This window comes from Kiloniella sp., assembly GCF_048270245.1.
Classification (GTDB): Bacteria; Pseudomonadota; Alphaproteobacteria; order Kiloniellales; family Kiloniellaceae; genus Kiloniella.
The window spans coordinates 375,704-402,449 of sequence record NZ_JBLWTH010000003.1 but is presented as its reverse complement, the minus strand read 5'-3'; the positions used below and the strand labels follow the sequence as shown (position 1 = coordinate 402,449).

Annotated in this window: 18 protein-coding genes and 1 tRNA gene; 12 read left to right on the top strand and 7 right to left on the bottom strand. The window is 44.5% G+C overall.

Annotated elements, in window-relative coordinates; translation table 11 throughout:
• Window positions 1-83 precede the first annotated feature (83 nt).
• Complete coding sequence (locus tag ACN0W5_RS09535) at window positions 84-2,183, top strand: S9 family peptidase (protein WP_417453901.1); 2,100 nt, start codon at window positions 84-86, stop codon at window positions 2,181-2,183.
• A 25-nt stretch (window positions 2,184-2,208) separates the two neighbouring features.
• Entirely contained in the window at window positions 2,209-2,859 is a 651-nt protein-coding gene (locus ACN0W5_RS09530; RefSeq protein WP_417453900.1) for a lysozyme inhibitor LprI family protein, read from the top strand.
• 7 nt (window positions 2,860-2,866) lie between these two features.
• Here ACN0W5_RS09530 and ACN0W5_RS09525 read toward each other — a convergent pair whose 3' ends face one another.
• The 4 genes from ACN0W5_RS09525 to carA form a co-directional block, all read right to left on the bottom strand.
• A complete protein-coding gene (locus tag ACN0W5_RS09525; RefSeq protein ID WP_417453899.1) occupies window positions 2,867-3,430 on the bottom strand; it encodes a histidine phosphatase family protein in 564 nt (187 codons plus the stop codon).
• A gap of 79 nt (window positions 3,431-3,509) precedes the next feature.
• Window positions 3,510-3,986 carry a transcription elongation factor GreA gene (gene greA / locus ACN0W5_RS09520; protein WP_299380907.1) on the bottom strand — a complete coding sequence of 159 codons (477 nt, stop codon included), beginning with the start codon at window positions 3,984-3,986 and terminating at the stop codon, window positions 3,510-3,512.
• Window positions 3,987-4,064: 78 nt separating this feature from the next.
• A complete protein-coding gene (gene carB / locus ACN0W5_RS09515) occupies window positions 4,065-7,325 on the bottom strand; it encodes a carbamoyl-phosphate synthase large subunit (RefSeq protein ID WP_417453898.1) in 3,261 nt (1,086 codons plus the stop codon).
• Between the two features lie 114 nt (window positions 7,326-7,439).
• The gene (gene carA / locus ACN0W5_RS09510) at window positions 7,440-8,645 is read right to left on the bottom strand and encodes a glutamine-hydrolyzing carbamoyl-phosphate synthase small subunit (RefSeq protein ID WP_299380914.1); all 1,206 of its coding nucleotides are present in this window, start codon (window positions 8,643-8,645) and stop codon (window positions 7,440-7,442) included.
• Between the two features lie 212 nt (window positions 8,646-8,857).
• On the opposite strand from carA, the gene ACN0W5_RS09505 reads away from it, so the two are divergent.
• The 10 genes from ACN0W5_RS09505 (at window position 8,858) to ACN0W5_RS09460 (ending at window position 20,592) form a co-directional block, all read left to right on the top strand.
• Complete coding sequence (locus ACN0W5_RS09505) at window positions 8,858-9,310, top strand: GatB/YqeY domain-containing protein (RefSeq protein WP_417454032.1); 453 nt, start codon at window positions 8,858-8,860, stop codon at window positions 9,308-9,310.
• Between the two features lie 128 nt (window positions 9,311-9,438).
• Window positions 9,439-11,427, top strand: a complete 1,989-nt coding sequence (gene dnaG, locus ACN0W5_RS09500) for a DNA primase (protein ID WP_417453897.1) — start codon at window positions 9,439-9,441, stop codon at window positions 11,425-11,427.
• 76 nt (window positions 11,428-11,503) lie between these two features.
• Window positions 11,504-13,522 carry an RNA polymerase sigma factor RpoD gene (gene rpoD, locus ACN0W5_RS09495; protein WP_417453896.1) on the top strand — a complete coding sequence of 673 codons (2,019 nt, stop codon included), beginning with the start codon at window positions 11,504-11,506 and terminating at the stop codon, window positions 13,520-13,522.
• A 32-nt stretch (window positions 13,523-13,554) separates the two neighbouring features.
• Complete coding sequence (locus ACN0W5_RS09490; protein ID WP_417453895.1) at window positions 13,555-14,037, top strand: ASCH domain-containing protein; 483 nt, start codon at window positions 13,555-13,557, stop codon at window positions 14,035-14,037.
• Window positions 14,038-14,204: 167 nt separating this feature from the next.
• Window positions 14,205-15,119 carry an MBL fold metallo-hydrolase gene (locus ACN0W5_RS09485; protein WP_417453894.1) on the top strand — a complete coding sequence of 305 codons (915 nt, stop codon included), beginning with the start codon at window positions 14,205-14,207 and terminating at the stop codon, window positions 15,117-15,119.
• A gap of 184 nt (window positions 15,120-15,303) precedes the next feature.
• A tRNA-Ile gene (locus ACN0W5_RS09480) sits at window positions 15,304-15,380 on the top strand.
• A gap of 100 nt (window positions 15,381-15,480) precedes the next feature.
• Window positions 15,481-17,181: a DUF6538 domain-containing protein gene (locus ACN0W5_RS09475; protein ID WP_417453893.1), complete on the top strand. Its 1,701-nt coding sequence runs from the start codon at window positions 15,481-15,483 to the stop codon at window positions 17,179-17,181.
• A 177-nt stretch (window positions 17,182-17,358) separates the two neighbouring features.
• The gene (locus ACN0W5_RS09470) at window positions 17,359-18,375 is read left to right on the top strand and encodes a hypothetical protein (RefSeq protein ID WP_417453892.1); all 1,017 of its coding nucleotides are present in this window, start codon (window positions 17,359-17,361) and stop codon (window positions 18,373-18,375) included.
• Between the two features lie 315 nt (window positions 18,376-18,690).
• On the top strand, window positions 18,691-19,788 hold the full coding sequence (locus tag ACN0W5_RS09465) for a hypothetical protein (protein WP_417453891.1): 1,098 nt from the start codon (window positions 18,691-18,693) through the stop codon (window positions 19,786-19,788).
• 147 nt (window positions 19,789-19,935) lie between these two features.
• Window positions 19,936-20,592 carry a recombinase family protein gene (locus ACN0W5_RS09460; protein ID WP_417453890.1) on the top strand — a complete coding sequence of 219 codons (657 nt, stop codon included), beginning with the start codon at window positions 19,936-19,938 and terminating at the stop codon, window positions 20,590-20,592.
• Window positions 20,593-20,700: 108 nt separating this feature from the next.
• Here ACN0W5_RS09460 and ACN0W5_RS09455 read toward each other — a convergent pair whose 3' ends face one another.
• The 3 genes from ACN0W5_RS09455 to ACN0W5_RS09445 are packed head-to-tail and all read right to left on the bottom strand — an operon-like array spanning window position 20,701 to window position 26,482.
• A complete protein-coding gene (locus tag ACN0W5_RS09455) occupies window positions 20,701-21,087 on the bottom strand; it encodes a hypothetical protein (RefSeq protein WP_417453889.1) in 387 nt (128 codons plus the stop codon).
• 8 nt (window positions 21,088-21,095) lie between these two features.
• Window positions 21,096-21,617 carry a hypothetical protein gene (locus ACN0W5_RS09450; protein WP_417453888.1) on the bottom strand — a complete coding sequence of 174 codons (522 nt, stop codon included), beginning with the start codon at window positions 21,615-21,617 and terminating at the stop codon, window positions 21,096-21,098.
• Complete coding sequence (locus ACN0W5_RS09445; RefSeq protein WP_417453887.1) at window positions 21,614-26,482, bottom strand: DEAD/DEAH box helicase; 4,869 nt, start codon at window positions 26,480-26,482, stop codon at window positions 21,614-21,616. The genes ACN0W5_RS09450 and ACN0W5_RS09445 overlap by 4 nt, the downstream gene beginning before the upstream one ends.
• Window positions 26,483-26,746: the final 264 nt, after the last annotated feature.

Sequence of the window (26,746 nt, the reverse complement as noted above, 5' to 3'; positions counted from 1 at the left end):
TTCCTGTCATTTCTTGTTTCCTAATATGATGTAACCATTTAATGCTTCTGTACCAGAACTTTTTAAGACCAGATGGAGCCATGATGACCCGCAGTCCAGTATCTGAAAATGATTTTGCCCCAAAAGCGCAGCAAAAACCGTACGTGCATGAACTACATGGTGACCGACGTGAAGATCCTTATTCATGGTTACGGGCAGATAACTGGCAGGAAGTTATGCGACAACCGGATAAGCTCGCGCCGGACATTCGCGATTACCTCGAACAGGAAAACGGATACTGCAAAGCTGTGATGGCAGATACGGAAGAGCAGCAAAAATTACTGTTCGAAGAGTTAAAAGGGCGTATTAAGGAAGATGATTCTTCAGTGCCATCGCCGGATGGCCCTTGGCTTTATTATGTGCGGTATGAAGAAGGGCAGCAGCACCCCATTTTTTGTCGCAAACCAACAGACGGCCAAGGTGACGAAGTTGTTCTTCTTGATGGTAATGAAAAGGCCGAAGGCAAAGATTTTTTCCAGATCGCGAGCTGTTCACACAGTCCAAACCATCGCTATGTCGCCTATAGTGTCGATGAAAAAGGCTCTGAATATTACACGTTGAGAATCAAGGATCTCACAACCGGATCAGAACTGGACGATGTGATCGACAGCACATCCGGTTCTGTGGTGTGGGCAGCAGATAATCAAACGCTGTTTTATACCGTATTAGATGACAACCATCGTCCGTCAAAAGTGCTACGGCACTATCTGGGTGATGATGAAAACCTTGATGTACTTGTTTATGAAGAAAGTGATCCCGGCTTCTTTGTTGGCATCGGGAAAAGTGAGTCCGGCAAGTTTATTCAGATACTAGCGCATGATCACCAAACATCCGAAGTTCATTTAATTCCAGCACAAAAACCGGCTTCAAAGCCCGTTGTTGTTTCTGTACGTGAACCGGGCATTGAGTATGAAGTTAGTGATCATGAAGGGCGTCTTCTCATTCTGACTAACGCCGATAAGGCTGTAGATTTTAAAATCTGTGAAACGTCTTTGGACAAAGCAGGACGAGAAAACTGGAAAGACCTGGTCAGACATAAGCCCGGTGCTTTGATCTTGAGCTTGCTTGTGTTCAAAGATTTCATGGCAAGGTTAGAGCGTGTCGAAGGTCTGCCAAAAATTATCGTGACGCATTTTTCTGATAACAATGAACACGAAATTGCTTTTGATGAAGAGGCTTATAGCCTTGGCATGTCCGGCGGATATGAGTTCGATACCAAGACACTGCGTTTTAGCTATTCATCACCATCAACACCCGCGCGTGTGTTCGATTACGATATGGAAAGTCGGGAACGGACATTGCGCAAGGAAGATGAAATTCCGAGCGGACATAATCCGGATGACTATGTGGTTCGCAGGTTATTAGCACCGTCGCACGATGGTGCACTGGTGCCGATTTCATTGATTCACAGAAATGATACGGTGCTGGATGGCAAAGCGCCTTTGTTGCTCTATGGCTATGGTTCCTATGGGAATGCAATCCCTGCAGGTTTTATGCGCAACAGCTTCTCACTTGTCGATCGTGGCTTTGTCTATGCTATCGCCCATATTCGCGGCGGAACAGATAAGGGCTATGGTTGGTATCTCGATGGTAAAATGGACAAAAAGAAAAACACCTTCATCGATTTTATTGCTGCAGCAGAGCATCTAATTGCCGAGGGCTATACCGCCGCGGGACAGATTGCGGCACATGGTGGCAGCGCTGGTGGTATGTTAATGGGCGTTATCTCTAATATGCGGCCTGATCTCTTCAAGGCGATTGTGGCTGATGTTCCCTTTGTGGACGTGCTGACAACCATGTGTGATGAAACCCTGCCGCTGACGCCGCCGGAATGGCCGGAATGGGGCAACCCTATCGCGGGTAAAGAGGCATACGATTATATTAAATCCTATTCACCCGTGGATAATGTGACGGCACAAGATTATCCAAACATGCTGGTCACAGCCGGGCTAACTGATCCGCGTGTCACCTATTGGGAACCGGCTAAGTGGGTTGCGTGTTTGCGTGAACTTAAAACAGACAGTAATCATCTGATTTTCAAAACCAATATGTCCGCCGGCCACGGTGGTGCTTCTGGCCGTTTTGAGCGTTTGAAAGAAGTGGCCCTGATGGATGCGTTTTTGATCAAGGTGTTTGAAATTTAGGTGATATGCAAAGGGGGAGGCGGATATGAGAGTAAAGTATTGGTGTTTCTTGACAATTTTCTCTCTCCTTTTTGCGATTTCGGGTGTAAAGGCGGAAGAGAAACCCGAAGCTTTGGTTGTTGGAGAACTTGTTTATAAAGAGTTCCATGACCCTGGTTATGTGTATTTCCAAACTAAGGAAAACAAGGAAATTGAGGCCGCCTTCTATTATCTATTTGTCTCTTTTGAACAAATTGAGAAATGGACCGTAGGTGAAAAGTTTGAGCGGGTCTTAGATGCAAAGAAGGGGGCCGGAATTCATCGGATGGCAGAGGGCACTTTTTTCAAAGTTGTCTTTGCTCCAGAAGATAATCCGATTGAGCTGCTAGAGAAAGCTTGTCTCGAGACCGCTATGACAACTTTAGACATTGCAGGGTGTTTTCATCAAAGCGCTGAACGCTGGAACGGAGAGAGTGAGTATCTGTTTGATGAGCTTTCGCAAAGTGCCTCAGAAACAGTGTATACACAGCTTTCTGAGGCAAGAAAGAAGTGGCTGGCGTATGAAACAAGTTTGATGGATAGCTTTTATACCTATGGGCAAGAGCAAGGCGGAACTATCATGAGAATTCATAGTGCTTCTCTAAGACGTGAGCTTGCTCGGTCATTCTTTTATCAAACTGTTCGGTTCTTTGAATAAGCTACTTCTACACGGAGTTCACAAATTGTCGATGCCAAAGGGAATTTCCTGTATTCGGTGGGGTGTGGTGGCACAGGGCGCAATTTGGTAGTGGCTCATAATCGGGTAAATCAAAATAATGTTTGATCGCTCCGTAGAGACCGCCGTGGGCTGCGACTAAAACCGGGCCGGGGCGATCTATCGCTTTGTTGACGGCTTTTGTTGCGCGTTCAATAAATTCAAGTCTTGTTTCTGCGCCTTCTGGGGTGAATTCACCGTCTTTCCAAGCTTCGAACCATCCATCGTCAACTAAACCTTCGTGATCTCCAAAGCAGGCTTCTTTAAGATCATCTAGAATGATGAGTTCGCAATTGAGAACTTCGTTAAGGATCTTGGCTGTTTCCAAAGCCCGCCCAAGGGGGCTGGCGCAGATGGTTTTAATCTCTGTGCCTTTAATCGCTTCTGCTGCCTCGTAAGCCTGTTTTCGTCCGGTCTCGTTCAGGGGAATATCGGTAAAACCCTGCATCAAACCTTTGGCGTTCCAATCGGTTTGGCCATGCCGGATGTAATAAAATTCTTTGTGAAGCAGCATAGAGTGATTCCATTTAAGGTAAAAAAATACCCGGTATTCCAATGAAATACCGGGTAGCAATTAGCCAAAAAATTATAGCTTAAACATATTCAATCTTGACGATTTCATAGCCCTTTTCACCCGCAGGTGTTCTGACTTCGATGGAATCGCCTTCTTCTTTGCCAATCATTGCGCGCGCCATAGGCGACGTAATGGCAATACGGCCAGCTTTTACATCTGCTTCCAGATCGCCAACCAGCTGATAGGTCGATTCTTCGTCAGTATCTTCGTCGGCAATGGTTATTGTGGCACCAAACTTCACGGTTGAACCGCTCATTGTGGCAACGTCAATAACCTCTGCACGGGAAATTCTCGCTTCAAGCTCAAGAACACGACCCTCGATAAAGCTCTGCTTTTCACGAGCGGCGTGGTACTCGGCGTTTTCTGATAAATCGCCGTGTTCGCGTGCTTCGGCAATCGCGCGAATCACTGCCGGACGTTCGACAACTTTCAGGTTACGAAGCTCTTCTTCAAGGCGGACAAGGCCCTCCTTGGTCATAGGAAACTTTTCACTCATTCGCTTTTCCAGGCGTATTTACAAACAGTTACTCCCGATTCCACCACCGTTTTAGGGCAGAATCGGGAGCCACTTAAATTAGAACGAAGTTTTAAAGTAAGCCTGAAGTGGCTCGACTTCAAGTAGGCCTTCTCTTTTTGCTTTTAAAGCCTCTACCATGGCGCGTGCACCATTGGCCGTTGTGAAGTATGGAACCGAGCTATCAAGGGCGCCACGACGGATATCAAAACTGTCCGCAATTGCCTTGGCACCTTCGGTTGTATTGATGATCAAGTCAACTTTGCCGGATTTAATATGGTCGGCGATGTTCGGGCGACCTTCGCGAACTTTCAGGGCACGCTCTATTTCCAAACCTTTATCTTGTAGGTGGGTTGCTGTACCGCTGGTTGCGACAATTTTGTAACCCATATCCAAAAGATCTTTGGCGAGGCCTTCTATAACTTTCTTGTCATGGTCTTTTACAGAGATAAAGACGGTTCCTTCATCAGGAAGATCAATGCCAACGGCCATTTGCGCTTTGAGGAACGCGCGGCCAAAGGATGTATCCAATCCCATAACTTCGCCTGTTGACCGCATTTCAGGGCCAAGCATGACATCAACACCGGGGAAACGGTTGAAGGGGAAGACAGCTTCCTTGATGGCGATATGTTCGCCGCGTTCAGTGATCAAATCAATATCAGTAAGTTTTTCGCCTGCCATAACACGGGAAGCAATTTTGGCAACGGCATTTCCGGTTGCTTTGGCAACAAATGGTACTGTCCGGCTGGCACGCGGGTTTACTTCGAGAATGTAAACAACATCGTCTTTGACTGCGAATTGAACATTCATCAGGCCAACAACATTAAGGGCGAGGGCAAGTTTATGAGCTTGCTTGTTAATCTCGGCAATAATACTTTCGGACAGACTGTAAGGTGGTAGAGAACAGGCTGAGTCACCAGAGTGAATACCCGCTTCCTCGATGTGTTCCATAATCCCGGCAACAAAGACATCTTTGCCATCACAGATCGCATCAACATCAACTTCGATTGCATCTTGTAGATAGCCGTCAAGAAGGACAGGGTTTTTACCTGATACCTTTACAGCTGTGTTGATGTAGCGTTCCAATTGGCTGGTTTCGTGAATAATTTCCATTGCACGACCACCAAGAACATAGGACGGACGGATAACAACGGGGAAACCAATACGTTCAGCAACAGCAAAAGCTTCTTCTCTGGTTGTTGCTGTACCATTGATTGGTTGGCGCAGGTCAAGGCTTTGTAACAGTTTCTGGAAACGCTCGCGATCTTCTGCAAGGTCGATGGCATCTGGAGATGTACCGAGGATCGGAATACCCGCATCTTCGAGAGCCTGAGACAACTTCAGAGGCGTCTGGCCACCAAACTGTACAATCACACCCTTGAGGGTGCCGTTGCTTTGCTCCTTGCGAGCGATTTCGATAACGTCTTCACCTGTAAGAGGTTCGAAATAGAGACGGTCCGAAGTATCGTAATCGGTGGACACTGTTTCCGGGTTGCAGTTGACCATAATGGTCTCGTAACCTGCATCACTAAGAGCATAGGCCGCGTGGACGCAGCAATAATCAAATTCGATACCTTGACCAATACGGTTGGGGCCGCCACCAAGGATCATGATTTTTTCACGATCGGTTGGATCGGATTCACATTCCGCGGGGTTAACACCGTCGCCTTCGTAGCAAGAGTACATGTAAGGCGTTGTGGATGGGAACTCACCCGCACATGTATCAATCCGCTTGAAGACCGGGGTGACGTTCAGGCTGTGACGGTGCTTGGTGACGTTTGCTTCTTCCTGATTGGTCAGTTCTGCAAGACGTGCGTCGGCAAAGCCCATTTTCTTGAGGTTCAAGAAGGATTGACGATCTTTTGGCAGGCCGTTTTCACGAATATCATTTTCCATCAGGACAATGTCTTCGATCTGGCGCACAAACCATGGGTCAAATTTTGTGACGTCAAAGATCTCTTCTACAGTCAAGCCATGACGCAGTGCCTGCGCAATGGTCAGCATTCTGTCTTTTGTTGGTTTAGATAAGAAAGAGCGAACCGTGTCTTTATCAACATTGCCGTTTGCATCGACGGCGCCTGGGATATCAACTTCGTTAAATCCGGTTAGGCCAGTTTCCATGGACCGTAGCGCTTTTTGAACTGATTCAGCAAAGCAGCGTCCGATGGACATTGCTTCACCCACAGATTTCATCGCTGTGGTCAGGTAATCTTCTGCACCCGGGAACTTTTCAAAGGTAAAGCGCGGGATCTTGGTGACGACATAGTCAATCGTAGGCTCAAATGATGCCGGGGTAACTTTGGTGATATCGTTTTTAAGCTCATCCAATGTATAACCAATAGCCAGCTTTGCCGCGATCTTGGCAATCGGGAAGCCCGTTGCTTTGGATGCCAGAGCGGAAGAACGTGATACACGTGGGTTCATTTCAATAACCACGAGCTCGCCGTTTTCAGGATTAAGGCCGAACTGTACGTTTGAGCCACCTGTTTCAACACCAATTTCGCGTAGACAGTTGATAGAGGCATCTCTGAGGATTTGGTATTCTTTATCTGTCAGCGTCAGGGCCGGGGCCACAGTAACGGAATCGCCCGTGTGGATGCCCATGGGATCAATGTTTTCGATGGAACAAATAATAATGCAGTTGTCAGCATTGTCGCGGACAACTTCCATTTCGTACTCTTTCCATCCTAGGACAGATTGTTCAACGAGAACTTCGCTGGTTGGAGAGGCTTTCAGACCGCTTTTGACAATTTCTTCGAACTCTTCAGGGTTGTATGCAATGCCGCCGCCTGTACCACCTAGGGTGAAAGACGGGCGGATAATTGCGGGAATGCCAACTGTTTCCAGAGCTTCCAGAGCTTCTTCGTATGAATGAACAACGCTGGAGCGTGGAGATTTCAGGCCAATTTTTTCCATGGCCGTTCTGAACAGCAAGCGATCTTCAGCTTTTTCAATGACATCAGCTTTTGCGCCGATCATTTCAACGCCGTGTTTGTGCAAAACACCTGAACGTTCAAGTGCAAGACTTGTATTCAAGGCTGTTTGACCGCCCATCGTTGGTAAAAGCGCATCGGGTTTTTCTTTCTCGATGATCTTTTCAACAATTTCCGGTGTGATCGGCTCGATATAGGTGGCGTCGGCAAGACCTGGATCAGTCATAATCGTCGCCGGGTTCGAGTTTACCAGAATAACCCGGTAACCTTCTTCGCGTAGCGCTTTACAGGCCTGAGCACCGGAATAGTCAAACTCACAAGCCTGACCGATAATGATCGGCCCCGCGCCGATGATCATAATGGATTTGATGTCTGTTCTTTTAGGCATGGTCTGCTTTACTCATTTTTTGTCTGTTTGCTCTTGCCTTGTGCTGGGCTTTGAGCTGTTCAGCTGTCTTGTTAAAACAATGGCGGCTGCTGTTGAAAGCGCCGCCATTGCAAATTATTTTCGGCGCTCAGCCATAAGGTCGCGGAACCGCTTGAACAGGTATTGACTATCCTGTGGTCCGGGCGAAGCCTCTGGGTGGTATTGCACAGAGAACACCGGGCGATCTTTCAGACGAATACCTTGGTTGGTATTGTCGAAAAGCGAGATATGTGTCTCTTCAACATTTTCCGGCAGGCTGTCTTTGTCCACCATAAAACCATGGTTCTGACTGGTGATTTCGACCTTGTTCGTTGTGAAATCTTTGACCGGATGGTTTGCGCCACGGTGGCCAAGATGCATTTTCTTGGTGTCAGCGCCAAGGGCAAGTGCAAGGATCTGGTGACCAAGACAGATACCAAAGATTGGCAAGTCTTTCTGGTCAAGAAGTGCCTTTACCATTGGAATGGCGTATACACCTGTTGCCGCAGGGTCGCCCGGTCCATTGGATAGGAAGACGCCATCTGGCTTATGAGCTAGAATTTCATCTGCAGTAGCATCTGCTGGAACAACGGTTACGCGGCAGCCTTGGGAGCTGAGAGAGCGCAGGATATTACGTTTGGCACCAAAGTCTACAGCGACAACATGAAACTCGGGATTGTCTTCGTTCTGGTAGCCCTCTTCAAGAGTCCAGCGCTTTTCATTCCAGTTTGCTGTCTGAGCACAGGTAACTTCTTTGGCGAGATCCATACCGTTTAGGCCGGGGAAGTCAGCGGCTTTCTTGCGCAATGCTTCCAGATCAAATTTGCCATCAGCGTGATAGGCTATGCAGCCGTTCGGCGCGCCATTGTCACGGATAAGACGGGTCAGGACACGGGTATCAACACCTGTGATCGCACTGAGGTTGTGAGATTTTAGCCACGCATCAAGATCACGGGTCGCGCGCCAGTTAGAAGGCTGCGTGATATCCATTCGGAGAATGGCGCCGCGTGAAGACGGTGTAATTGTTTCGATGTCTTCGTCATTAGTTCCAACATTCCCGATATGCGGGAAGGTAAAGGTAATGATCTGTCCAGCATACGAAGGGTCGGTCAGGATTTCCTGATACCCGGTCATAGAGGTGTTGAAGCAAACTTCTGCAACGGCTTCACCTTCTGCGCCCAACCCTCTTCCCCAAAAGACTTGCCCGTTGGCAAGAACGAGGACCGCGGTTGCTCCCGCAGGTTGTTTGCAGGCAGAATCAACAACCCCTGTCTGGGAGACGGAGGTTTCTTTTGATGTCATAATACTCATGGATGAGGCGTCCTTTAGGCAGACGTGATCGTCAGCGATTTAATAGCTGAGGCCTTTGTATAAGCATAAGTGGCTTTTAGGTCAAGAAAAACACGAAAGAAAATATTGTTTAATAACAATGGCTTATAAAGTTTTTAAAACTTTGCCATTTCTTTCTTTTTAGAGTAGGTTCTGGTCCTTTCTAAACTTGTTCGGGGCAAATGATGCTACGTAACAGCTTGAATGATGCTCTCAAAGAAGCTATGCGCAACAAAGATAAGCAAGCGATATCAACGCTTAGGCTTATTTTAGCTGCTTTAAAAGACCGCGATATCGCGGCGCGTGGCGAGGGGAGTGATCCTATCGGCGAGGAAGCGGTTCTGGAAATGCTCCAGAAAATGATTCGCCAAAGAAGAGATTCGATCGAAATGTACGAGAAAGCTGGTCGTACAGAACTCGCAGAGCGCGAACAGAGTGAGATTGAGATTATCGAAAAATTTCTTCCGAAGCAGATGTCTTCTGAAGAAATAGAAAAGATTGTCGAAAATCTTATTGCTGAGCTTGGGGCGGATTCCATTAAAGATATGGGAAAAGTCATGGGCGCGCTTAAATCTAAGTATGCGGGAAAAATGGATTTTGGCAAAGCCAGCGGTGTTGTAAAAACCAAACTGGTTTAAATCTGCCAAAAGCTGATTATATGTAAACAGAACTCATGGGATGCCTATGGGTTCTGTTTTCTTTTTCACTGCTGTGATAAGCTATCTTTCAGATCAAGGTACATGTTGGTTTGGGAACACGCCCTTCAATGTCATTCACGCCTGAGTTTTTAGACGAACTGCGCGCACGTGTGCCGGTTTCCGGTGTGGTCGGGCGTAAGGTAAAACTTACCAAACGCGGTCGGGAATTCAGTGGTCTCTGCCCGTTCCATAATGAAAAAAGTCCCTCATTTACGGTAAATGATGATAAAGGTTTTTATCATTGCTTCGGCTGTGGTGCTCATGGGGACGTCATTACCTTTGTTACCGAGACAGAGGGCCTTTCTTTTCCGGAATCTGTTGAACGCCTTGCTGAACAGGCTGGTTTGCAGGTGCCGAAAGCCACGAAGGAAGAGGCTGAGAGATCGAAAAAGCGTGCCAGTCTTTACGATGTGATGGAAGAAGTCGCCAAGTGGTTCGAAGAGCAACTGGCAGGTGATGCAGGTAAAGAAGCACGTGATTATGTTAATCGTCGCGGTTTAAGGCCGGAAACCGTCAGTCGTTTCCGCCTTGGTTATTCCCCCAATCAACGCGGCTTGATCCGCAAGGCAATGAACGCGCGCGGGATTGATGACGAACAGTTGGTTGATGTCGGTGTGATCAAACACAGTGATGAAGATCGACGTACTGATGGAAATGAATATTGGGATTACTTCATTCACCGCCTGATGTTTCCGATTACAGACCGCCGGGGAAGGATCATTGCTTTTGGTGGGCGTGCCTTGGGGGACAGCAAAGCCAAATATCTGAACTCACCGGATACGATTCTTTTTCATAAAGGCAAGATCCTTTACAATCTGGCAAGCGCACGGCAAGCCGCTCATGATTTGGGCGAGGTTATTGTGACCGAGGGGTACATGGATGTTATTGCCCTGTCGCAAGCTGGTTTCCCATCAGCAGTTGCGCCCTTGGGAACGGCGGTAACCGAAGATCAGATACAGGAACTTTGGCGCATGGTGCCGGAACCTGTGTTGTGTCTCGATGGTGATACTGCCGGTATTCGAGCGGCGAACCGGGTTGTGGAGCGTGCTTTGCCCATTATCCAGCCGGGAAAATCCCTCAGCTTTGCGACCTTACCCGAAGGGGAGGACCCGGACAGCCTTATCCAGACACAAGGCCCCGCACAGATGCGGGAAGTTCTACGTACCGCAAAGCCGCTGTCAGAAATGCTGTGGCGAAAAACCACCATGGGTGTAGATATTGAAACACCTGAACGGCGCGCCGCCTTAAAAGCCGAGCTGCGCAGGCAGTTCAGTGTGATCACCGATAAGGACCTGAAGTTCGAATATCAAAAAGAAATGTTCCGGCGATTTGATGAGCTGACAGGTGTAACGAATAAAAGTTCCGCGCAGCCTGCGGTCCAGGGGTATAATCAGGGCTTTAATCAAGGGGGCGGCGGTTATGGCGGAAATAACTACCAAGGGTATAACAAGCCCTATAAAAAACAGGCCGGACGCAAGCAGAATCGCAAGGGCCAGTGGGGGAAGAAGGATTCGTTTGAATTGGACCCGCGTATCCCCCGACCGAATTTACCCGCGAGAAAATTAGCGCAGCGACAGGAACAGGTTTTACTGGCGACGTTGATCAATCACCCGAACGTTTTGTCCAAACAGCTAGAGGATCTGGCGAGTTTGAGGCTTCCAAGCGAAGCATATAACAGGGTGTTACAAGAACTCGTGGATGTTATTGTTCGAGACCCAGATCTTGACAGAGAGGCACTTAAATGCCAACTCTGCGATAAGGGATATTCTCGACTAATGGATGAACTCTTGAGTCCTGCTGTTATGGATCACGGAAAATTTGCGCGACCGGCAACGGACAGCTATGCAGCTGAGCACGGTGTGACGCATATAGCGGCTATGTTCCGCGAGAAACAGGCAGAACAGGAAAAAGGTGTTCACAGCCGCGAATTTGCGGCGAATATGGACGAAACGGGATTGACTCAGCTAGAGGCGCACAAGCAACTCCGGCAAGAGACATCCGGTATAGCTATTGATTTGGATAGTTATGACCCGGATGCCTATGAAGACAGTCACTAAGCGTTACGAGAGAGCACGTTGGCTAATTAATAGAATCGGCTAGCGTGCTAAATTGCTATTTGGGGTACAAGGTTATATGGCGACCAAGGCGACCGAAACCGCTGAAAAAAGCACGGAAAATCGGGAAGAAACTTCCGACGGACCTCTAATGGATATTACATCCGCGACTGTCAAAAAGATGATCGCGAAGGCAAAAGAAGTTGGCTACGTCACTTATGACGAACTCAACAAGGTTTTGCCATCTGATGAGATGTCATCCGAGCAGATCGAAGACATTATGGCCCTTCTTTCCGAGATGGGTATTAATGTCGTCGAAAACGAAGAATCAGACGACGCCGTAGACGAAGAAGCGAAACCCGATGAAGTTGTTGTCGGTAACGTAAAGGAAGAGGACGCCGGACGTACCGATGATCCTGTCCGCATGTATCTGCGTGAAATGGGCACAGTTGAATTGCTGTCTCGCGAAGGCGAGATCGCGATTGCGAAGCGTATCGAAGCTGGCCGAGATAAAATGATCGGCGGTATTTGCGAAAGCCCGCTGACAATTCGGTCATTGCTTCACTGGCGCGAAGGCCTGATCCAAGGCGATCTTCTGCTCAGAGATATTATTGATCTAGACGCTACTTATGGCGGCGGGCCAAACGACGATGATATTGCGTTTGAAGAATCCGGCGCAGGCGAAAAGACAGATGTCGAAGATGAAATCGTCAGCCAGCCTGGTGAAAAAGTTGCTGACGACGATGATGAAGACAAGCCAGCACCTGCTGAAGGTGAGGAAGCGTCTGCTGAAAGTGGCGATGACGACGACGATGACGGCGAAGAGAACAACATGTCTCTTGCTGCCATGGAAGAAGCTTTGCTGCCACAGGTTCTCGAAATGCTCGAAAACATTGCAGGACATCAACAGAAGCTGAGTAAAGTTCAGGAAAAACGCCTGACATCCTTGCTTGCCGGTGACAAGGTCCCGGATGCTGTAGAGAAAAAATACGGCAAGATGAAGCAGGAAATGATCGAGCTTATGGAAGGAGTTCACTTTAACTCTAACCGTCTTGAACAGCTTATGGATCAGCTTTACGGCTTAAACAAAAACCTGATGTCTCAAGAAGGTAAGCTTCTGCGTCTGGCTGAAAAGTCTGGTGTGGCGCGTCAGGAATTCCTCGATACCTATTTCGGTAGTGAGCTTCACCCGAACTGGCTCGAAGAAATTAAAAGTTACAAAGGCAAGGGCTGGGATAAATTCGCAGACCGTTATGCGGAGGATATCACCAAAATTCGAGGTAGCATTTCCAAGGTTGCCGATGATGTTGGTTTGCCAATTCCTGAATTCCGCAAGACTGTTAAAGTCGTGCAGACCAGTGAAAAAGAAGCCAGCCGTGCGAAGACCGAAATGGTCGAAGCCAACCTGCGTCTTGTGATCTCTATTGCCAAGAAGTACACGAACCGTGGCCTTCAATTCCTGGATCTTATTCAGGAAGGTAATATTGGTTTGATGAAGGCGGTGGACAAGTTTGAATACCGTCGCGGTTACAAGTTCTCGACCTATGCGACGTGGTGGATCCGTCAGGCTATTACCCGCTCTATCGCGGATCAGGCCCGGACAATCCGTATTCCGGTTCATATGATTGAAACCATCAATAAGCTGGTTCGTACCAGTCGTCAGATGCTTCATGAAATTGGCCGCGAGCCACAGCCGGAAGAATTGGCAGAACGTCTGGGCATGCCACTTGAAAAAGTGCGCAAGGTTCTGAAAATTGCCAAAGAGCCTATTTCGCTTGAAACCCCAATCGGGGACGAGGAAGACAGTCATCTAGGTGATTTCATCGAAGATAAAAACGCTGTTATTCCACTTGATTCTGCGATTCAGTCGAACCTACGCGAAACCACAACCCGAGTTCTCGCTAGCTTGACCCCGCGTGAAGAGCGTGTGCTTCGTATGCGTTTTGGTATCGGTATGAACACCGACCATACGCTGGAAGAAGTAGGGCAGCAGTTCTCGGTAACACGTGAGCGTATTCGTCAGATCGAAGCGAAAGCACTGCGTAAGCTCAAGCATCCAAGTCGCTCGCGCAAACTGCGTAGTTTCCTGGATACCTGATAAAGGCGTAAAGATATTACTGGGATCTGATGATGGCTGAAAATCCACTTCGGGGATCAGATGAAAAACGAGAGGCGTTCTGGAAAAGCTGTTGGGACTATATCCCAACAGAAGACCGGAGCGCCTCTTTTTCATCGTGGTTCTTTGGCGATAGTGCAGAGTTGGCAGATGATCTGTTAGCCTTGGTTTTCGAAGGAAAGAAAACAGCGACCTGTGGCGCGCTGTTTGACTATGAGTACGATAACGAAGACCCACCCAAGCAGGGGAGTTATCACATCCTGACTGATTTTGCAGGAATGCCTCGTTGTTTGATTCAAATGACGTCTGTATCTCTGGCTGCGTTCTGTGATGTTTCAGAGGAATTTGCACTGGCAGAAGGTGAGGGAACCTTTGCGGAATGGCAGTGTGCACATCAGGAGTTTTTCACTCGCCGTGCAGAGGCAACAGGGAACAGTTTCAGCAAAGATACCCTATTGGTGCTGGAACGTTTCAAGTTGATCTATCCGGTAAAATAACGACTATAGTCGTTTCATTTGATACTTGTTTTGCACAAAGTTCTCCGTCATGTAACTAAGCCCATGTAACTAAATCATAGAACAGCGTTACAGAAGTACACGGCAAAGCCTGTATTCAAACGGGATGAAAAGCCGGTAATAACGGGGCGAACAATAGAGAGGTAAAGATGGATATCACACTTTTGGGGACGGGCTGTCCGGCGGTACATACGGAACGCTATGGGGCAGGACAACTGATTCGCCATACCAGTGCCGATGGAACCACCGAAATCCTGATTGATTGTGGTTCCGGCGTGACGCAACGTCTTGTTGGCACAGGATCGTCCGGGGCCAAGCTGGATGCCATTTTGCTCACGCACCTGCATTCTGATCATGTGATTGATATCTATCAAGTTATCGTCTCTGCCTGGCATCAGGGCCGGACAACACCACAACGGATCTATGGCCCCACGGGAACGCGCAAGTTTGTTGAGGGTCTGATGGCAGTCTGGAAAGAAGAACTGGACCTGCGCATTAAGCACGAAAAACGCCCATCAACGGCGGCGCTGGAGTTGGATATTACCGAAATCAAAGCGGGCGAACGCCTCCAATTCGGGGAAGTCACCGTTGATGTTGTCGCTGTGGATCATCAACCTATTGATCCCGCTTTTGGCTTTGTCTTTGCTGCACCGAAAGAAAGTGGAGCGGGTAAGGGAAGGGGGGCAACCAAGATCGCCCTGTCTGGCGATACTACCTATTGCCCGGCCCTGATTAAGGCAGCTAAAGGCGTTGATCTCTTGGTGCATGAAGTCTTTGTCCATCGGGAAATGCATGTGGTTGAAGGCGTACGTTCCGCTGAGACTATCGCGGCCGTTGCTGGCTATCACACACTATCAGATGAAGTCGGAAAGGTGGCTAGTGAAGCTGGCGTTGGCTGTCTGCTCTTGACCCATATCGTTCCACCAAACAGCAACCGCGATGACCTGCTTGCCGAAGTTCAGAAGTCATTCGACGGCCCCGTTTTAGTTGGCGAAGACCTGATGCGGGTTGATCCCGTTAGTAAATCAGTCTCTTACTGTGCCGCACGACTTTCCTACGCCTGATACACGGCGTGTACCATTTTGTTTATAGGTGTCTATGATGCAAAGCGTGATATTTATCACCTGTTATTAGCTCAATATTTGGCGGGTAAATTAATCAAGTCGAAAATTTTTATAATTCTGTTACAGAATCGAACATTTAACACTTGAAGATTCCGAGCGCCTGAGCAACATTAGGCGCTCAAGTGGGCCTGTAGTTCAGTTGGTTAGAACCCTCCGCTCATAACGGAGATGTCGCAGGTTCAAGTCCTGCCGGGCCCACCATTTTACTCTTAAAGTATTTATATCCTTATATCCTTTATTCCTCAGTGACTTAATCTTGTTTGTTGGTACACAGGTATGGTACACATAAGGGATGGAAAACGTGCCGAAAATTCCAGAATTGTTCAAACGCGGGAGTGTGTATTACTTTCGTCGCAGGGTTCCCTCTGATCTTTTTGCTATGGATATATTAGAGGGCAAAAAAGAAATAAAAGAGAGTCTCAAAACCACAAATTATATTGAAGCAAAAAAGAGACGTAATGAACGGGCTCTATATTGGGATGCGGCCTTTAACAAATTTCGAGAAAGTTCAAGTTTTAAAAAAACATATTCAACACTTTCTTCTGAGTTAGCTACTGCATTAGTGCAGGAGTATATTAAAAGAAGAGGGGATGAGTGGAAGAAGGATTTCGAAACTACAAAGCCAGATGATGATCTCCTTGACGAACTACGTAAAGAAAATGTTTCTAGCTTAACTATCCTTAAGTCATTCGAAGATCCACGAAAGGACCAAAGTATTGGCTTGATAGCAAAAAAGCTTCTCGGTTCCAGTAAAACTGAAATAATGGAAGAAAATTATAGTTATTCTCAGTTTTCTTCATTAATTCAGCGCGGTTTGATTGAATTGCATCGCAGATATCAGGCAATGCTTGATAATGATTATACAAATAGTCATTTCGATCATTTATTTGACCCAGAGAAGCCTGTTGCATTACCAGTTACTTTTGGTGAACTTACGGAAGAATACAAACAAGAATACTCAAAAATATCCAAAGGAAAATCTGATAGAGCGCCAGAGAAAATTGCTAGTGAGATAAAGTTAATACTGCAGATAATTAGTCCTGAAACACTTGTGTCTTCAATAAATCATGATGTGTGTATAGTGTTTCGGGATAAAATGAATTGTATCCCTAAAAATAAAACAAAAATTTACGGAGATATGCCTCTTGATGATGCGATATCTTTGGCTGAGGATCAGGGGAAGCCAACTATGGCGTATGATACTCAAACTGCATATTTTCGTACTTTTAAAAATATCATTAAGCTTGCGGTGAAGAAATCATTACTACTCACAGACCCATCTTTAGATCTTATGCCCTTAGCCGAGAAAATACCTGACAGTGAAAAACGTAAATCTTTTACATCAGAGCAGCTACAACAAATATTTACAGCCCCCATTTATACGGGATGCAAGGATGATTTTATGGGGTTCTCTAAGCCGGGCACGAAAGTTATCAAAAAGGCTAGATACTGGGGACCATTGATTTTCTTGTTTAGTGGCTTGCGGCCAAATGAATTTTGTTCACTATTACTAACTGATGTGAAGCGAACCAAAGCGGGAACATATTATTTTTCTATTACAGCAGGTAAGGATGGGAAAAAACTCAAAACGATTACTAGTACTAGAACACCACCTGTCCATCCAGAGTTAATAAAATTTGGATTTTTGGAATATGTAGAAGACTTGATAAATAAGGGGGAAACTCGTTTGTTTCCTGAGTTAAATGTAGATAAAAGAGGTTATTATAGTAAGGATCTTTCGGATTGGTTCTCGGATAGTTTCTTGAAAAATACCATCACGGGTAAAGATAGGCAGTCATTTTATAGTTTTCGCCATAACTTTAGAAATGCTTTACGACATGCGGATGCACCCGATTGGGTACTTCAAGCTCTTGGGGCTTGGGATAAGAAGAAAACGGTTAGTGATAATTATGGTGAGCATGAATGGCCAGACCATCTAAGGAAGTGGATTGAGAAGGTTAATTACCCTGATTTGGATTTATCACATCTATATATAAAATAAGATGATAAGTATAATTTTATGCTGAGGTGTGATCTATAAACTAGAGTTCTTCTCATTAAATGCTCTAAGGTATCTTACTTATTTCATTACGTTTTTTTCGAAAGTTCGCGCTATTTATGTCCTCATTTTTCTTTACATTAAGGGCCAGCTATGCTATGTATATAATAGTAAAAGATTATGCCTGTTAATTTTTATTTTTTTGGCGATAATCCAAATTCCCTATCTAACAAGGCCGAAAAATATTCATTGCAATTAAGTGCAAGGGCCTATGGTTATAAGCAGGATGATGGGAAATACATTAATGTACTATACCCAATTATAGATAAGATCTCGATAACCCTGCCTATAAATGGGGAGGATGATCGCAAAGCTATTAATGAGCAAATTATGGACCTTCCAAAAAAAGAGGTTGGTTTTAAGAGTGTTTATACTAAAGGTTCTAGATATAAATATGCAATGCAATGGTTGGATCGAGTAACAAGTGAAGCGGTGTTAATTCAAGCAGATCCCAAAAATATCAAAGAAAATTATATGCGTTTCGAAATGAACCCCGATAAATTAAAAGCTGATGGTATGGGGCGTTTCAAAGAAATGTTAAAAATGGAACTGACTGTCGGAAATTATACGTATAAGCACCTTCTTGATGAAGGGCGTGTAACTCGAATGGACATTGCTGTGGATATGATAAATGTATCTACGAATAATCTCATTCTTAGTGGGCAAGGCAAAGGTAAGACAGTAAATTTTTTTGGTTTAACCGGGGAAGTTGAAACTATTTACTTGGACAAGCCCTCAAAGAAAAGCAGTACTAAAAAAGTGTATAATAAGTTACAGCAATTGACGGATTGTGAAAAACGGCCTCTATACAATGGTACACACCTTACTCGAGTAGAGTATACTCATGACGGAGGGAAGTTTTCCAAGTTACCGACTATTCAAAATCCATTCAAAAAATTCTCGATTATTAACCCCTCTAAAGTGCCTGATGGAATAGAGAGCTGGGTTTGGGAGCTTTTCCTAAACAGTTGTCGTATAATAGGCATCGATGCTTCTTTAGCATTATTACCTGAAGATGTTCGAGCAAAGTGTAGTGAGGCTATAGACACCGCAAAATCTAATACGTGGCGGCCAGAAAAATTATGGGAAATGTGGAATACTTACCTGTATTCTTCTGGTGTGATTACTGAAGAGTAAAGCTTTGCAGTTAATTGCAAATTCTATACAAAATTTGTTTTGTACCTCTATTGTAGAAAATTGCTTGATGTACACGTAAATGATATCTGATGACACGGTCTATTTCAGGTAAGCAGGTAATCATATCTATCCATTTTAAGATGATCCCGAGGCCTCTCTTTTATTTCCGGTAGATGAAGATGGTATTAAGTTTCGTTGGTTCTTATTCTGTAAATTTAACTTTTTAATATAGTTCGCTTTTTTATTGTTATAAAGTAGACAAAAGGTAACGTACGTAACGGGACATAAGTCTTCCTGAACTTTATGGAGGACTAGATGTACCAACTTATTCTTGATGGCTTGAAAAACGATCTACGCAGCTTAGTAGAACAAGATAAAGCAAGCTTCCCTTTCACTCCCTATAGCACAAATCCATATAATGCCATGTCAGCAATGCAGAAGGCTATTAGGCGGGGTGATTGTGCTGTAGCCCTTAGAGCGGCGTCAGCACTCCTTAAAATCAATCCTACCGCATTGTGGAGGAGGTTGGGAGTAACTGCGTTTGAAGATATTACTATCGCAGATCCTACCTTGTTAGGGCATGTGTCTCTTTGTGTGGATGCAAAAAAATTTCGTGCCGAATTGGGGGGAGACTGGAAAGTCGCCACCCACTTGATAAGCCGAATGTGTGAAAGCAGCAAAGATAGAAGCCCGGATGATCTCGTTGACCAGCTTATGTATGATCCAGAACTAGAGGATCACCGTTGGAGAATTGCTGAACTGTCCTTTCAAGAACGCCTGAATTTAATCTTCGAAACAGATCGAATTGATTTAAAAGCGTTAGCCGTCTGGATGAGTTTTGGTTCTAATAGAGTGGTTGGTGAAAATATTCCAGAGGTTACTGGCGATCCAACTGCATTATTTGATTGCATGATTGATCATGGGCTGTCCCCAACCAATGTTGAAATCGCTCGAATTGGAGCAAAAAAAACTGGTGAAGTTTTACCTGCTTTTTTCCCTGTACTCTATGAAGCCAGTTACAAGCAGGAACAATACGTAAAAGACGATGAGCTCCCCCCAATTTGTTTTGTAAATGAAATCCCCTCTTATGTTTTTGATTTACATACAAGAGACGGAAACTCTTGCTTTCGTGAATTTATACGACGATCTCCAGAAATGCGTGCCTTCCTGTTGAGTTGTGATATCCCAAAGCATGCGTGGTCCAGAACAGTTGGAAAGATCACTTTCCGAGTAGAAAGTGGCTTACTAATTAATCGCCTGTGTTGGAGGACAGGCCAGGAATTACGTCGTTTGGGTGATACTTTAGGGGGCGGGATCAATCCTAAAATGGCCTTAGAAGGCTTAGAATTGATGAACCAATCAATACCGTTATTAAACGAAGTACGGATGGAGCTAATCGGAGGGAGAAGCTAAGTATTTTTGCAGTTAATTGCAATTTTCTGTTTAAATATAGGAGTTTTAGACAATGTTCATACATAAACCACCCTTTACCCATATACAGAATGAAATCACCACAGCAATTCATTTGCAGTTGATTGCAAATTTATCGGGTATTTGATCATGACTGAGGACATTGCAATTAACTGCATCGCCTATTATCGAGTTTCTACTGACAAGCAGGGGAAATCCGGTTTGGGGCTAGAGGCCCAACAAAAGGCGGTAGAAGAATTCACACAATCGAAAGGGTGGCAGATTGTTGGGGATTACACCGAGGTGGAAAGCGGTAAGAAGAAATCGCGACCCAAGTTAGCTGAAGCAATCATTCAAGCCAAGCGGATGAAAGCAAAGCTGGTTATCGCGAAATTAGATCGCCTCGCCCGTAATGTACATTTCATATCCGGCTTGATGGAAAGCAATGTGGATTTCATAGCTGTTGATATGCCTACTGCTGATCGCTTTATCCTGCACGTTTATGCAGCTATGGCGGAAGAAGAAGGTAGGAGAATTAGTCAACGTACTAAAGCGGCCCTTGCTGCTGCCAAAGCTCGCGGTACAGAACTTGGTAAAAATGGAAAAGTTCTCGCACAAAAAAACAAGTCAGACGCTCATACCTTCGCAGAGAATATGAGTAGCATCATCAATGGAATTAAAGCAGAAGGCTATACCTCCATCCGAGATATTACGATAAAGTTAAACCAAAGAGGCATTCCAAGCCGCGAAGGAAAAAAATGGTATATATCAACCACTCATAAACTTCTAACTATTATGGCTATTTGAAATAATTTATAACTGTGTAAATCTTAACTAGCAGGCCATTTCAGTAAAACGGACAACTGTCAGATAAAGTCCGAACTTCTACACTTTATTTCAGACGCTAGCTTTCGTCTATTTTTCTTCCTGTGCTGCGATATCTTGCTGGATTCTATGGTACTCAACCGAAACCCTCTCGCCCATAGATTTAACGTAGGCGACACATACGTTCATATAACGTTGTTCACGGTAAAAAGATAAAACTATGGCTTTTAAGCCCTGATAACCAACACCAACACTTTTATGGAAGAGTTGTTCAAACCAAGCATGATTAAAACTATCAGAATCATCATCAAGAAGATTCTCAGCTTCTTCAAAACAATTATAAACAGCATCAAGTTGATCTTTATTCCACCCAAATTCAAAAACCAAACTTGTAATAGGGAACTTTTCAAAATCTACCGCTTGGCCCAACATTTCAACTTGAAATTTTAGCTTTTCAATTTCGTCATCAATATTCATTTTCTTACCTATATTTTAGCATTTTTTAATATGGATGATACCTCTTGCATTTCTGCTTTTATCCCATGTTTTAAATCACTTATATCTTCAATTTCTTTTTTGCGAGGAATCTCGATTTTACAATGGCTTAATACAGTGCCTACTTTTTTTTGCAGCTCTTGAACAAGTGGATAAACCTCATGTGCGTTAGGGGAATTAGCTAAGAAATCTGACAGACAGTCATCTACTTTTCCATAAATAGTTTCAGTTTTTTGTTTATTATCACTGCGTAACTCATTGAGAGCCCGGTCAATGTATGGAACTAAAGCTTGGCCTTTGGCTGTCAAAAAAGCCTTTTTAGCTTGTAAAGCATAGTCATAAGCGTCTTTTGTAAATAAGAATGAAAAAATATTTGAAATCACCCCAATTCCGAAGACACCAATACCACTTAGATAAACTTCGGGATGCTTTTTCAAAAAATCCCAAAAAATGTACACAACAACTGTTATAATGATAAAACTCAATGCGGCCACGATTATTTTGGTTTTCATTCTACCACCTCAATATCCAACTTTGGTAAGCCATTAACAATCTTTATAGTTTCGAGGGAAACAGTGATGACCCGTTGGAAGAGTTTTAAAGGGTAGGCTGGATCGCCCATGGTTTCTATGGCGTAATCATTAGCGTCGTTGACGATACCGCTGGCTTTATCGGTTTTGACCACTTGGCGTTCCATGACCCATTCAAGGGCGGATTTACCGTTGACGATATAGTCATAAGCTTCCAACGGAATACCTGTCATGGTGATTTTTTTATTGTAGATGACTGTGGTTTTGTCTTTTTCTTTGGCAGTCTTGCCTTTGCCAAATTTCATTTTTACCACGCGATAATCTTCTGCTGTGAATTCACCATGAAGCAAACCACCATCCGCATAATTGACAGGATAAGGCTCTACTGTTTCATAATTCACATGCAAATCACCCAAGGCCCGTCCGGCTTTTGAAAAAGCCCAGAAATCTTCTGCTGTTTTCACGCGTGGGATGCGGGGTAATTGTTTGGAAAGATTATCGGCAAAGCGAGTACGGTAATCTTCGCTATGTAACAAGCCATAGATATAATAGAACAGGTCATCCTTGCTGATTTCTTCACCCGGATAGAAGCTGGTGAAATGAGCTAACCCGTCATCTGTGATGCTGTCCTTCTCTTCATATTCAACTTCGGTTTGTTGCCCCGAAAATAACCCTTCGCTTTCTTCTACTTTATCATAGAGTTTTAATGGGAAACATTGACCGTTAAATAATAATTGAACATCTGGAGTATCATTTGACATAAAGACTGAGAAACCTTTATTCGATCCAATCCCAGACATAGAAATAAAACGGTTCAGACAATCTCGATGTGGGTTGGCATCATACATGATTGAAGTTAGATCATTCAGCGGTTTATGTGTATACGACCAGCTTCTCAAAAAGGGTCTATACATTCCACGTTTCACATATTTCGAATCAAACGTATGCTTTTTCTGCTTTTTAAAATCATTTTTTAAAGACCTATTCCAACTTATTTTCGTGTCGTCAACACTCGCGGCTTTCAAGGCATCATCACGTTGTGAAACGGTTTTATATTTCTCAACCTCATTGTTATAAAAAACGATCATCGAAGAGACATTATTCTCTAGCTCTTTCCGAGATTGATTGTAACACCAAGCATCACGCCCAGTTTTTAATCCGTTGTAATATTTTTTGAAAACAGTGCGTGCAGTTTGTTTTTTATTGTTACCCAGCTCTATATGATTATCAAAGCTGTCGTCGCGCTGATTAAGCCAATCATGATGCTTGTCAGGCGTTATGGTTTTCCAGCCATCACGCTCTGTTATACCGTTAACGGATTTAAACGTCTTGATAATATCCAGCTTTTCTTGTTGAGTTAAATAGTCGCCAATATCATGGTAATGGATTTGTCCCTGTTTTTTAGCATTCGGATTTTTAACGAATAGGGTAATGGCGATTGGAGAGCGGCTACCAGAACCAAATATCTTGCCACCTTCTCTTCGCGATTGCTCCCCTTGTGTGCGTTGGTTCCCCCGTAGATGGAATACATAAAGATTGCTATGTTCTTCACTTAAACATTTACGGAGGCCATCGGTGGCATTACCTTCAACCCAACCAGCGTTGCTGACATATCCCATAATGCCGCTTTCTCCAATCTTATCGCTACCCCAACGGATCGCACGGATATAACTGTCATAGAGGGCATTTTTTAGTGTTGCACTGGAATTTGCTACATAGGTTTCTGCAATGCGCTCATCTACTAAAGGGTAGGATACATTCTCAGCGTTATCATTAGCAGATGTTTGTCCTGCTGAGTAAGGTGGGTTGCTCATGATGACTCGCACATCTAGGTCCCGTAGGAATTTACGATTTTCACTGTTTTCTTCCAGCGTATCCTTAATCAGGTCTTTTTCATCCAAACGGAAGGTGTCGCAAAGGGTGATCTTACGATAGCGTTCGTAATCTTCATGCCCTTGTTCAGTGCGGAGTTCATGATAGACCTGTTCTATATTGATGGCGGCAATGTAATAAGCCAGTAAAACGATTTCATTTGCATGAATTTCGTTTTGATATTTATGTTCCAGCTCCTCCGGTTTTATAAGGCCAGATTGTAATAATCTGGTGATGAAGGTGCCTGTGCCAGTGAAGGGATCAAGAATGTGAACCCCCTTGCTGCCAAGGGTCTGTCCGAACTCATCTAGCAAGATATCATTGATGGAATGGATGATGAAATCCACGACTTCCACAGGGGTATAAACAATTCCCAGCTTTTGCGTCATTTTTGGGAAAGCGTTTCGGAAAAATTTATCGTAAAGTTCCACTACTATTTTTTGTTTCGCGGACGCGCTGTCGATGCCTTCTGCCCGCATTCTTACAGAATTATAAAATTTCTGTAGGCTTTCGCTTTCTTTGTCCAGGTTTTGATCTTCCAATTCATCTAAAATTTTTTGTAGGGCAACGGACACGGAGTTTTTCTCTGTGAAGCTGTAGCCTTCAAATAGGGCATCAAAAACAGGTTTGGTGATGATATGTTGGGCCAGCATTTCTATGGCATCATCTTCCGAAACGCTGCTGTTAATGTCGTCTTGTATTTCTTTTAGGAAGCTTTGGAATATTTCTTGTTCTTTACTGCCTTCAATAGTGACCACCGACTTGATGCGAGTGACATGAGTTTGAGCTATTTTGGCAATGTCAGTGGCCCAATCTTCCCAATAATCCCTAGTACCACATTTCTTAACGATCCGCGCCATGATGGCTTTGGAGAACTCATCAAAGATGAAGCTTTCTTGGGTTGGGGTAGATAGAGTGTTGTCACCTTCACGATCTTGACCATCACCGCTGCTGCCACTGCCTAAATTCGCACCTGTGCTTTCAGCTTTGGTTTTTTCGGGTAATGTATTTGTGACCGCAACAACTTCGATATGATCAGAAACATCGACGCCAAGACCAGCTTTGTTAATATGGCTATCAAAGCGATCATCATGGGCACGAAGAGCGTTTAATATCTGCCAAACAACTTTATATTTATCATTATTATTGAGGGCTTCATCTGCACTCATATTGGCAGGAACACCAACAGGCAAGATAACATAACCCATGTTCTTCCCCGGTGCACGGCGCATCACACGCCCAACAGATTGCACCACATCTACTTGGCTTTTGCGGGGATGCATGAACAAAATGGCATCAAGGCTGGGAACATCCACACCTTCGGATAAGCAACGAGCATTACTTAATATACGACAATGATGTGGGTTGTCTCCACCACTCAACCAACCAAGAAGAGCTTGACGTTCTTTAGACTTATAAGTGCCATCTACATGATCAATCTCACAAGATAGCATTTCGCCACTCTCTTCACCCACACTCTCCAGATATTCATCAACAACTTGTTTAAATTCGGTTTTTACAAGCTTGGATGATTTGATGTCTTTGCAAAATGCTACGGCACGTCGCATAGGATCTGCATCATTGATCAAATCTTCTTTCAAGCCGTGCTTTGCCAAGGCACGATAACAACCAATGATTTTTGCTGCATCATCTAAGAGTAATTGGGAGTCTTCGTCTGTTAACCGACGCTGAACACTGCTGCTGATAACACCTTCATCTACTGCCAATACAATAACTTTGTAATCAGTCAGAAGGTTATTTTGCACGGCCCATGAAAAGCTGATCTCGTGGAAGGTTTCACCAAAATATGCAGGATCATCCATAGAGCAAAGCTCTGCGGAAAATTCATTGGCTTTGGTTTGCACAGCATCACTATAGATACGTGGTGTCGCGGTCATATAAAGACGTTTTTTGCCTTTTATATGCTCTTGGTTGTGAACTTTGACAAAATTGGATTCATCTTCCCCCTCTAGAGTAACGCCTGTTGTACGGTGAGCTTCATCACAGACAATGAGGTCAAATTCCTCCATACCATATTTAAATTGTGCTGCCGAAATCACACTAATGGATTGGTAGGTAGAGAAAACCACGGTCATGCGTTCGTCGCTATGTTGGCTTTCAATTTTTTCGGCAAGTTTCTTTGCGTCTGTAGTCGCGGGGTAGGCGAGATCATGAACATTTACTTGGGCAATATCATCACTTGCCTTGCGTTTGCCAACTTGCACATCAGAACAAGCGGCGAATGAAAGCAAAGGAGTTTGGGTATCGATAGACCATTCGCCAACTGTCTGACTCATTAACGCCAAGGATGGCACGAGATAAAGAATACGTTTACCCTTGCCAAACTGGTTCTCTGCGATCTTTAAGCTAGTAAAAGTCTTACCTGTTCCACAGGCCATAATCAGCTTGCCACGTTTTGCCGTTTTAAAGCCTTCTTCTACTTTTTCTAGAGCTTTGGCTTGGTGGGGACGCAATTCTTTCTTTGCAGCGAGCTTAATTTCGCGGTTTACAGCATAGATACTCCAATCAATGGGGCTTCTTTCAAGATCATCTAATCTGACACGAGTGGTTTCAATAGCTTGATCATCCATCGTCGCTAACGCATTTTTGCCCCACTCCTTGCGGGTACTGTCTACGAAAAGACGGCGGGTAAAGTGTGATGTAGATGAAGCACTAAAGAAGCTGTCAATATCACCCTTCTGTATGATTTTGTCTTCTGCATAGAATTTACATTGAATAGCACAGAAGGTTCCATCAATAGATTGGCGCGCAACAAGGTCGATACCTGTATCATTTGCATTTAGCTCATGCTCTTTGGCCCAATCAGCAAAGGTCCAGACTTTATCAAATTGGGATGCCCATGTAGGATCGTTAGTCAGATAATCCTGTATCAAATTTTCAAAATAAGTGCCTTTTTCGCGCTCACCTTGTGCAGCTTCACGATACTTCGTTAAAAGCTTTTGTAAATCCGACATACTATCCCTGCCATATTCATTTAAATTTTCGAATACAATAGATGAGTCCCTTTGAAAGCCAACTAAAAAAACACATGAAGTTATGAATATTATTGCACAACACCTTCTACTTTAAGGTGTGTCATATTTTACTTTTAACTTTCCACAAACCTCTTTATCGTAGTCGGCGGAACCAAGACGCATGGTTCTGGGGCGTAGTAACCCCTTCTATAGTGGTTGGTGTTAACCATTAATAGCACCAACATCCTTGATTCTCTTAGGGTC